This is a genomic window from Actinoallomurus sp. NPDC052274 (assembly GCF_040679475.1).
Classification (GTDB): Bacteria; Actinomycetota; Actinomycetes; order Streptosporangiales; family Streptosporangiaceae; genus Actinoallomurus; species Actinoallomurus liliacearum.
The window spans coordinates 60,941-70,433 of the sequence record NZ_JBFAUT010000051.1; the positions used below are offsets into that span (position 1 = coordinate 60,941).

Here is a 9,493-nt window from a genome sequence, read left to right on the forward strand (position 1 = left end):
GCAGGGTTGTGCTGAGCTGCCGGTCAGAAGGTGTAACCCTCGAGTTCGATCACCCGGCTGTAGTTGTGGTCGTTCGAGTCGTGGACGACGACGCGCAGCGCCGACGCCTGGACGGGGTCGAAGGTCCGCTCGACGGTGCCCGCGGTGTTGCCGCTGACCGTCGCGACGGTGCACCAGGTGTCTCCCGTGCGCACCTCGATGTCGAAGTCCCGGATCCCGGACTTGGCCGCCGAGGACTTGGCGCTGTTCAGGGTGAGGACGCGGACCCGGCCGAGGGTGACCGGGGCGTTCCACGTCGCGGTCAGCGAGTCGGGGAACCCGCCGGCGGTGTCGTCGTTCCAGCCGCCGACGCCGTTCAGCCAGACCTCCGAGTCGGTGCCTCCGTCGTTCGCCCAGCCGGGGTCGGAGCCGCTGTGGGTGCTGGAGGCCGACATGGTCGCGGCGCGGACGAGGTTCGAGGTGACCGCGACCGGCGCGGACGCGCCGTCGTCACCCGCCTTCAGCGTGACGGTCCCCGACGAGACGCCCGTGTCGGTCTGCTTCAGCGCGACCGGGACCTGGACGGAGCCGTGCGCCGGGACGCGCACCGGGCCGCCGGACACCGACGCCGTGAAGCCGGCCGAGACGGAGACGCTCGGGCGGACGGTCACCGCGCGGTCCTCCAGGTTGGTGACCCGGAACCGCGTGGACGTGGACTGACCGGGCAGGACGGGCACGTTCACGCCGAACGGCGGCTCGACCGCGAGCTGCTGCCGGTCCTGGGCGACGGAGGAGGCGGTCACGGCGGTGAAGGACCACCGCCCGGAGCCGACCTCGTAGACGCCGTAGCCGTTCTGCGCGCCGACCCACTTCGCGCCGGGGGTGGCGGTCACGTGATTCCCGCCGAGCAGCGGCACCTCGACGCGCGCCGGGGCGCCCGGCGGCACGGTCACGTCCAGGTGCAGCGTGTCGCCCTCGCGGCGCCAGGAGCTGGCCACCTGGCCGCGCGGCGTCTCGTACGTTCCGCTCGCGCCGGTGAGGTCACCGACGACCGCCGGGCGGATCACCAGGTCGGTGAAGCCGGCGCCGCCGTCGGCCTGCCGGATCCCGGCCAGGCCCGCGTTGAACCACTCGTCGATCGCGCCGAGCATGAAGTGGTCCTGGGAGCCGTAGCCGGTCGGGCCGTCCCAGTATTCCGTGAGCGTGGTCGCGCCGTGCACCACCTGGTAGCCGTAGCTCGGCGCGGTGACCTGCTGGGCGACCTTCAGCAGCACGTCGTCGCGGCCGGCCGCGGACAGCACCCGGAACACCGCGGGCAGGGAGATCTCCCCGACGGTCAGGTGGTAGCCCTTGGCCTCGATGGCCTTGACGAGGTGGTCGGTGACGGCCTGCCGCTGGCCGGCGGGCACGACGCCCATGTCCAGGGCGAACGCGTCACTGGCCTGGCTGCCCGAGCCGTACATGCCCTCCTTGAGGTACTTGGCGTTGAACGCCGCGGCGATCTTCCCGGCCGCGGTGTCGTAGCGGGAGGGGTCCTCGCCGAGGAGCCGGGCGATCCTGCCGAGGGCGACGGCGTCCCGGTAGTAGCCATAGCTCGCGGCGATGCCGACCGGCGTGGAGGAGTCCGTGCCGGCCCAGTCGCCGTAGCCGTAGTCGAGCAGGTTTCCGCTGGTCTTCGACGTCAGGTAGTCGAAATACCGGCCCATCGCCGGGAAGTAGGTCCGCAGCGTGCCGACGTCGCCGTAGGACTGGTAGTGCTGCCAGGCGGACATGATGATCGCGCTGCCCCAGTTCGGATCGTCGCGGGCCGATCCGCTGAAGACGACGTACTCCGGGGCGATGTCGGGCACGTGCCCGTCGGGCAGCTGGGCCTCGGCGACGTTCCGCAGGAAGTCGCGGTAGTAGGCCTCGACGTCGAAGTCACGGGCGACGGACCCCTGGACCAGGTGGGTCTGCTCGAGCCAGCCGAGCTTCTCCCGGTCCGGGCAGTCGGTGAGGATGCTGAACATGTTGCCGGCGATCGACGCCTGCGTGATCTTGTGGATGTCGTTCAGCAGCAGGTCCGAGCTGTCGAACGTGCCGGCCGTCGCGTTGTCGGCGCGCAGCACGATCGCCTCGGCGTCGCCGGCGGCGGGTGCCGACGGCAGGCCGGTGACCTGGACGTACCGGAACCCGTGGTAGACGAAGCGCGGGTGCCAGGTCTCCTCGCCGCCACCCGCGAGGGTGTAGTGGTCCTCGACCGGCGGCTGCCGGTTCCCGCCGGCGATCATCGTGCCCTGGTCGACGAGGCCGTCGTCGCCGAGCCGCTCCCCCGGCTTGATCGTGAGGGTGGTCCCGCGCGGTCCGCCGACGTGCAGCACGGGCCAGCCCGAGACATTGGCGCCCAGGTCGAAGACGTACGTCCCGGACTCGGGGTTGGTGATCCGGACGGTGTGCCCACGCCCGACCGGAACGATCGGCGGGGACGTGCGCGCCGCGACGGCGATGCCCGGGTCGGCGGCCTCGACGGCGGGCTTCCAGCCGGACAGGTCCGCGCCGGGCCGGTCCCAGCCGGCCTGCTCGCGCCGCGCGTCCTCGTCCTCGCCGCCGTACCACTGGGAGAACGTCGTCGGCCCCAGGTCGGTGCGCCAGGACGCGTCGGTGGCGATCCGCTCGGTGGTGCCGTCCTTCAGCGTCACCTCGAGCTGGGCGAGCAGGCGTGGCGCGCCCTGCGCGCCGACGTACTTGGTGTACCGGTCGGCGGTCGGCGCGACGTTGTAGGTGCCGTTGCCGAGGCGTACGCCGATCGCGTTGCCGCCCTTGCGCAGCAGCCCCGTCACGTCGTAGGTGGAGTAGACGACGCGCTTGCGGTAGTCGGTGTTCGGCGGCTCCAGCACCGCGTCGCTGACCGGCCTGCCGTTGATGGTGGCATCGTAAAGGCCGAGCGCGGTGATGTAGAGCCGGGCCGCGCGGACGTCCTTGCCCAGGTCGAACTGCCGGGCGAGGATCGGCAGCGGCGGGAAGTCGGTGTGGTACGCCGGCGGCGGCTCCTGGCCGGTGACCGTCGCGACGGTGCGCAGGTTCGCGTCGTTCCCGGTCTGCACGGTGAAGTCGACGGGGAAGTTCGGCGTCTTCGCGTCGGCGGTCATCGTGTCCGTGCGCGGGTACAGCACGACCTGGTCGAAGTGCCGGGTCTGCCCCAGGTCGAGCTGCAGCCAGATGTCGTGACCCGGGTCCTGGGACTTGTAGGCGTTGCTGGTGTAGCCGAACGGTGCCTGCTCGGTGCTGAGCGACCCGTCGGTCAGGAACTCCGGCTCCCACTTGCCGGGGTAGCTGCGCACGTCGGAGGCCGTGACGGCCGCGCCCTTGGCCAGGTCGACGCCCGGATTGGCCGAGTCGGCGACGACGATCTCGGCGAGCTGCAGCCGGGACAGCAGCGAACCGCTCTCGACGATCGGCAGGCCCAGCTTGGTCACGTCCACCCGGACGTACCGGGCGTCCTGCGCGGGCACCTTGACCGTGACCGGCGTCGGCTTGCGGTTGACCCACCGGTCGTCACCGACCCACTTGGCCGACCAGTCGGCCTTGGCCGTCAGGCCCATCTCCCACCACGCGGGGTCGCTCCAGCCGGAGGCCCGGCCGGCGGCGTCCCAGACCCGTACGCGCCACCAGACCCGCTGCCGGGACTTCAGCGCCGCACCCTTGTAGACCGCGCTGAGGCTCGTGGCCGCGACCTTGCCGGAGTCCCACAGGTCGGGGTGGTTTAGCCTGTCCGGGGCGGAGGCGGCCTGCACCTGGTAGGCGGCCTGCGCCTCGTTCCGGCCGGTCGCGGTCGGCTTCCAGCTCAGCGTCGGCGTGGCGTCGTCGATGCCGAGGGCGGTGTCCAGGGCGTCGGTGCGCAGGCCCGTCACACCGAGCCGCGCGGTGTCCGCACGAGCCGGCGAGCCCGGGGCCAGGACCGCGGCGAGTGCAAGCGCGACCGGCACCAGCAGCCGGGGCATTCTGCGCATGCGGAAGGAACTCGTCACACCATCTCCTTGATGTAAAGTCCCCCGACTTGTGCGTTGCGGCGCGCTTCAGGCGCCTACGTGAATCAGCTCCACCTCCATCAGGTCCGCGAGGGCGCGCAGGTCGGCGAGCCGGTGGCCGGTGCCGAGGGCCCAGTGGTGGGAGATGCCGGTGGCGCTCCAGGCGTCGGTCCACTCCCCCGGGTCGCGGCCGAAGTCGACGCGCGAGGTCGTGTTGCCGATCCGCAGCAGCGGCCCGTCCACGACCTCGCCCTCGGAGACCACGAACGCGAACCGGCCGTCGCGGCCCTGGCGGAGGCCGAACGCCGTCACCGGGCCGTGCTTGACGTCGAACTCGACGGACACGCCCCAGCCGCGCTTGCCGTGGTAGACGCCGAGACCGCGCAGCAGCGGCTTCGCGTCGCTGATGGCCAGGTGCGCCGGGCCGTCGTGGCCCATCTCGACGTGGCCGCGCTGGAAGTCCAGTGCCTGGAGCTCGGTGAAGGAGCCGCCCGCGCCGAGCCGGTCCATGATGAGCATCGCGAGAGACGTGCGCAGCTCGTACTCGCCGGCGGCCGGGACGCCGCGCGCGGTCAGCAGCGACGCGCCGAGGATCATGCCCGCGCCGAGGCGTTCGTGGATCTCGCCGTCCAGGCCCCGGTGGTAGTAGGCGAGGCTGTCGAGCTCGAAGTCCGCGACGAGCCGGTCGAGACCGACCGCGACGCGCGCGGCCCAGGAGAAATCCTCGTCGTTGACCGAGTCGGCCAGCTCGAAGATCTCCGCGGCCTCCTTCTTCTTGGCCTCCGCCTCGGCGTCGGTGACCTTCTCCACGCGGACCCGCAGGTCGTCGAACTCCAGGACCTCCATGTGGCCGCCGAAGTTCGCCGGCACGAGGGTCAGGTCGGTGGAGACGTCGAGCATGCCCGGGTACAGGTGGCCCATGAGGCCGTGCCGGCCCCGGCGCAGCGCCGCCCGTACGCCCGCCGCGCGCACCCAGCGGCCGATCTTCGCCCAGGCCCGCTCGTCCTCGACGTACCCCGACACCGAGCGGAACGGGATGCCGCAGCGCAGGAACGCGTTGGCCATCTCCGGCAGCGGGCAGGCGCCGCAGTAGGCCAGCCACTGGCCCGTGTCGAAGGTCGCGTGGTCCATCGACTCGGTCGGCTGCAGGTTGATCAGCAGCACGGGGGCGCCGCTGCGCTGCGCGATCGGCACCAGCATCGTCGCGGTCATGTACGTCGTCAGGAACCCGACGATGAGGTCGCAGTCCGCGGCCCGGAGCTTGTCCGCGGCGGCGGCGCCCTCCTGGGCGTCGGAGATGAAGCCGACGTCCACGACGTCCGCCCCAAGGGCGCGCATCCGTTCGGAGACGCGGTCGGCGGACCGTTTGAGTTGCGGCAGCAGGTCGGGGAACTGCGGCCAGTAGGCCCCGAGCCCTCCGGCGACCAGCCCGACGCGCACGCGTCCGTTGTTCGCGGTCATCTCATCCCTTCCATCGTGTGTCGTCCGGTGGTCGGCCGGCACCGCACGGCCCGCCGACGCGGCGGGCCGTGCGCCACCGGCGGCCTCATGGCCGCACCGTGAGCTCACTCATCTGCACGTTCGCGGTGACGGAGTCCCAGCTCTTGGTGATGTTCAGTCGCAGGTAACGGGCGTTCACCGAGGTGAAGGTCGTCGTTCCGCCCGCCTTCGGGGTGTCGGTGGCACTGGCCACCGTGCGCCAGTTCCGGCCGTCCGAGGACACCTGGACGTCGTAGTCGCGCGGCCCGTAGTTGGACCGGCCGCCGACGGTGACGGAGCCGATGTCGATCGCCGCGCCGAAGTCGAGTCCGTACCGCACCGGGCGGGCCGTGGTGGGGCCCTGCCCGGCGGCCCGGCCCCACGACACCCAGAACGTGCCGGCTGATCCGTCCACCGCGAGGGGGGCCGGATAGCGGTCCTGGCTCGCATCCGCGATCACACGCGGGAACGGCGCGCCGCCCGGGTTGAGGGCCAGGTCGTCGGAATGCCGCAGGGCCACCGTCGTCGTGGCGGTCGGCCCGGCGTCACTCCGCGCCGTCACGGTCAGGGTGTTCGTTCCGGTCGCGACACCGGAGTCGCGCAGATCGACGGGCACCGTCGCCGAGCCGCCGGCCGGGATCGTGATGCGCTCCTTCTCCGGCGTCGCGGTGATCCCCGAGGCGGCCGACGCGCTGAGCGTCACCGCGGCCGGCTTGCCGGAGCCGTTGGCGACCACCACGGTGGCGCGGTTGTACCCGCCCTTCGCCAGCGGCAGCGACGTTTCCAGCGCCGAGGCGGTCAGCAGGGGAACGGTGCCGGCGTACGGCGTGAGGGTGAGCGGCCCGAACAGCCCGTAGTCCATCGGCGTCCGCGACGACGCGCCCGTGTTCGGCGCGACGCGGACCGCGTTGAGCAGTGTCGACGCGACCCGGACGGTGATCGTGTTCTGACCCGCGCGCAGGTACTCGCCCACCTCGACATGGCGCAGATCGGCCTGGTCGAGCGGCGGCAGGTCGTGCCCGTTGACGTTCACGGTCACGGTGTCCACCGGTGTGCCGAGATCGAGGCTCGCGCCGCTGACCCCCTTCCACTCGTCGCCCAAGGTGACGTGTGTCGTGTAGGTGCCCGTCCCGGATACGTCCTTGAGGTTCACGGCGTAGCCGTTGTCGGGCGTGATCGCCGACCAGGCCGGCAGCCTGCCGTCCGATCCGGCCTTGAGCGTGACCGGCTCGAGCTTCTTGTGGGCGGTGTCTCCCGGCAGGCCGGACGCGCCGGGCTCCCAGCTCTCCACCGCGAGCGACCAGTCGCCCAGCGCCACCGGCTTCGGCGTGCCGGCCGACGGACTCGTCCTGCTCGCCGTGCTCGCGGTGCCGGGCCGCCCCGGCGCGCCGTTGAAGGTGCCGTCGTGCCGTGACGTGACCGCGATGATCTCGGCGTTGTTGCCGTTGAGCTGCACGGGGACGGTGACCTTGCCATGCCCGGACGTGTAGTTCCTGATCGCGGTGATCTCACCGGTCCAGGTGTTCAGCCTGTACGGCACGCCGTCACCGGTGAGGGTGAGCGTCTGCGCGGTCGCGGTGTTCGTCTGGTTGTAGAGGTAGTAGTAGTCGGTGGAGTCCGCGTGCCTGCGTACGTCGAGGATCGCGCCGGAGTCGTTCTGCGGCGTGAGGGCGGGCGTCACCTTCAAGCCCTTCAACGCGGCCGGCACGTCCGCTTCGCTCGCCACCCGCACGACGCCGCGCTGCTTGACCAGTTGGGCCACCAAGGACTGCAGCTTCGCGTCCTGGTCCGCCGCGTCGTTGGCTCCGGGGACGCTGCTCGGCAGGTCACCGACGATGACGACGGGCAGTCCGCGCTGCGCCAGTTGGAGCAGCTTCTGCGCGGTGTCGACCGGCATGGTCGTCTGGTCGTTCAGCAGCACCGCGTGGTACGCCGAGCTGTCGCCGAACAGGGCGCCGTCGGGGTAGGTGGCGTCCTTGCGCCGGAGCTGGGCGGGGCTGAGGTACTCATAGGTGTACCCGGCCGCCGCCAGCGCCGACGAGCTCTGGATCTGCTTGTTCGAGCCGCTTCCCGTGGTCCCCGTGCCGTTCATGCCGAAGTCCTGCCAGTACACGGCCAGGTCGAAGCGCGGCCTGCCCTGTCTGAGCACGAGCTGCATGCGGGCCACGCTGTCGTTGATCGCACGGTAGTCGGCCCAGTTCGGGCCGCCCTTGGCGCCGAACGCCTCGGAGTAGGAGGTGTTGCCGCCGTAGGTCATGCCGGGCCACACCTCCTGTGCGCCGGCGCCCTGCGGGCCCTTGGTCAGGTAGGGGAAGCCATGCCAGACGACCTGGTTCACCCCGCCGGCGAAGCCGCGGTACACGGCCTGCAGGTTCGAGGTGTCCGAACCCGCCCCGGCCGTCGATCCCCAGACCGAGCCGGAGAACGCGCAGCATTCGTCCGACACCACGGGCTGCCCGGACAGGTGCGCTCCCGTCGCGACGACCCGGTAGTCCTGCACGTTGCTGTAGGCGCCGACCGACTGCCCGAACGCGAGGGACTCGCCTTCGGGGACGTCGATGTGCGAGGCGGCGTCGGAGATGTCGACCGGTATGCCGTACGGCTGGATGCGGGTGCCCATGTGGTGCTTGTGAGCCCACGCACGCAGCACGTCGAGCCGGTTCGCGATGTACAGGTCGCTGAGGGTCTGCCGGTAGTCGGTGCGTACGCGGGCGCCGAGGCCGTCACCGAAGTCGAAGAACGGTTTGCCGGTGATGCCCTGGTCGCCCGCGCCGGCCAGCGCCGGGAGAACGTCGACCGGGGAGTATCCGCGCAGCTTCTGCCACTGCGCGACCATCTCGGGCGTCCACTTCTGCGTGGTGCCGAGTTCGAGGGAGTCCTCGAACAGTTCGCTGGTGCCCATCTGGGCGAGCAGCTTCCGCGCGTCCGAGGTGAGGATGTGCTCGTCGTAGAAGTCCGTGGTCGCCTGGGCACCGGCCTTGCCGAAGGTGTCCAGGGCGTAGTTGGTGCCGGTGGCGGTGTAGCCGGACAGGGACTGCCCGGTGGGCGCCTGGTAGAAGGCGATCAGCGCGTACGTGCTGTTCGCGTCGCCCGGCAGGTCGACCGACAGCTCGCCCCGCGCGTCCACCTCCGAGGTCACGTCGGTGACGCTGGACCGGTCGAGCAGCCGCGGTGCGCTGGTGGAGTGGTCGCAGCTCGCGTCGGCGCACTTGGCGATGAGCGCCGCGATGAGGGTCTTCTCGGCCCCCGCGGGCGGCGAGACGTCGAGGTTGGCCGGCAGCGGGCCGGACCTGCTGGTGCCGCCGTGACGGAACTCGTAGGAGAAGACGATCTGCTGCTGCGCGGCGGCGTCGTTGACGTCGGTGACCGTGGGGACGGTCGCGGGCCAGCGGGGGCCGATCGTGAAGTCGAGGCTGAGCCCGTTCGCCTTGGCCGCCGCCAGCATCGTCCGCGTCTTCTGCGCCCACAGCGGGGTGCCCCAGCCGTACTTCTCCAGGAACGGGTTGGTGTTGTTGCCCGTGCCCTCGACGTTGAACGGGGCGACCTCGGCGCCGCCGCCGCCCGCCTTCTTGATCTGACCGAGCTCGTCGGCCAGCTCACCGTCGTCGGTGTAGGCCAGCGGCTGCCACCAGCGGTACTTCGGCCGGACCGAGGTGGGCGGGTCGGCGAAGGTGGCGCGGGTCAGGGCCGGGACGGCCGCCGTGGACACCGGCGCGCCCGCCGCGGTTCCCGTCGGGGTCACCGCGACGACGACCGCGGACAGGGCGAGGAGGATCGCCGTCGGCGCCCCCGCGAACCGGTTGGACGCGCGCCTCATGGCAGGAGGCCTCTCAGGTCGTGGACGCCGTGACGTCCCGTGGTTCCCATGGCCGATGTCATCTCGTTCCCTCCAGGGTGTGGCGCCTGGACGCCACACCGGTGGGCCGGTGGGGGCCGGTCCGGACGGTGAGCCGGTGGTGATCGGGCTGGGGCGGCGGGCCCGCGGTGGCCGGTTCCGCGGGCAGCTGGACGATCTCCGCCTCGGCCGC

The 9,493-nt window shown here is 71.7% G+C and carries 3 protein-coding genes; all 3 read right to left on the minus strand.

What is annotated here, in order from left to right; all coding sequences use genetic code 11:
* Positions 1–23 precede the first annotated feature (23 nt).
* Complete coding sequence (locus tag AB0K82_RS33160; protein WP_364404648.1) at positions 24–3,986, minus strand: family 78 glycoside hydrolase catalytic domain; 3,963 nt, start codon at positions 3,984–3,986, stop codon at positions 24–26.
* Between the two features lie 48 nt (positions 3,987–4,034).
* Positions 4,035–5,447 carry an L-fucose/L-arabinose isomerase family protein gene (locus tag AB0K82_RS33165; protein ID WP_364404649.1) on the minus strand — a complete coding sequence of 471 codons (1,413 nt, stop codon included), beginning with the start codon at positions 5,445–5,447 and terminating at the stop codon, positions 4,035–4,037.
* Between the two features lie 85 nt (positions 5,448–5,532).
* Complete coding sequence (locus AB0K82_RS33170) at positions 5,533–9,282, minus strand: glycosyl hydrolase (RefSeq protein WP_364404651.1); 3,750 nt, start codon at positions 9,280–9,282, stop codon at positions 5,533–5,535.
* Positions 9,283–9,493 lie beyond the last annotated feature (211 nt).

Excerpts from the sequence above, each read along its gene's own strand:
- AB0K82_RS33165 (WP_364404649.1), bottom strand. The coding sequence starts at position 5,447 with ATGACCGCGAACAACGGACGCGTGCGCGTCGGGCTGGTCGCCGGAGGG.
- AB0K82_RS33170 (WP_364404651.1), bottom strand. The coding sequence starts at position 9,282 with ATGAGGCGCGCGTCCAACCGGTTCGCGGGGGCGCCGACGGCGATCCTC.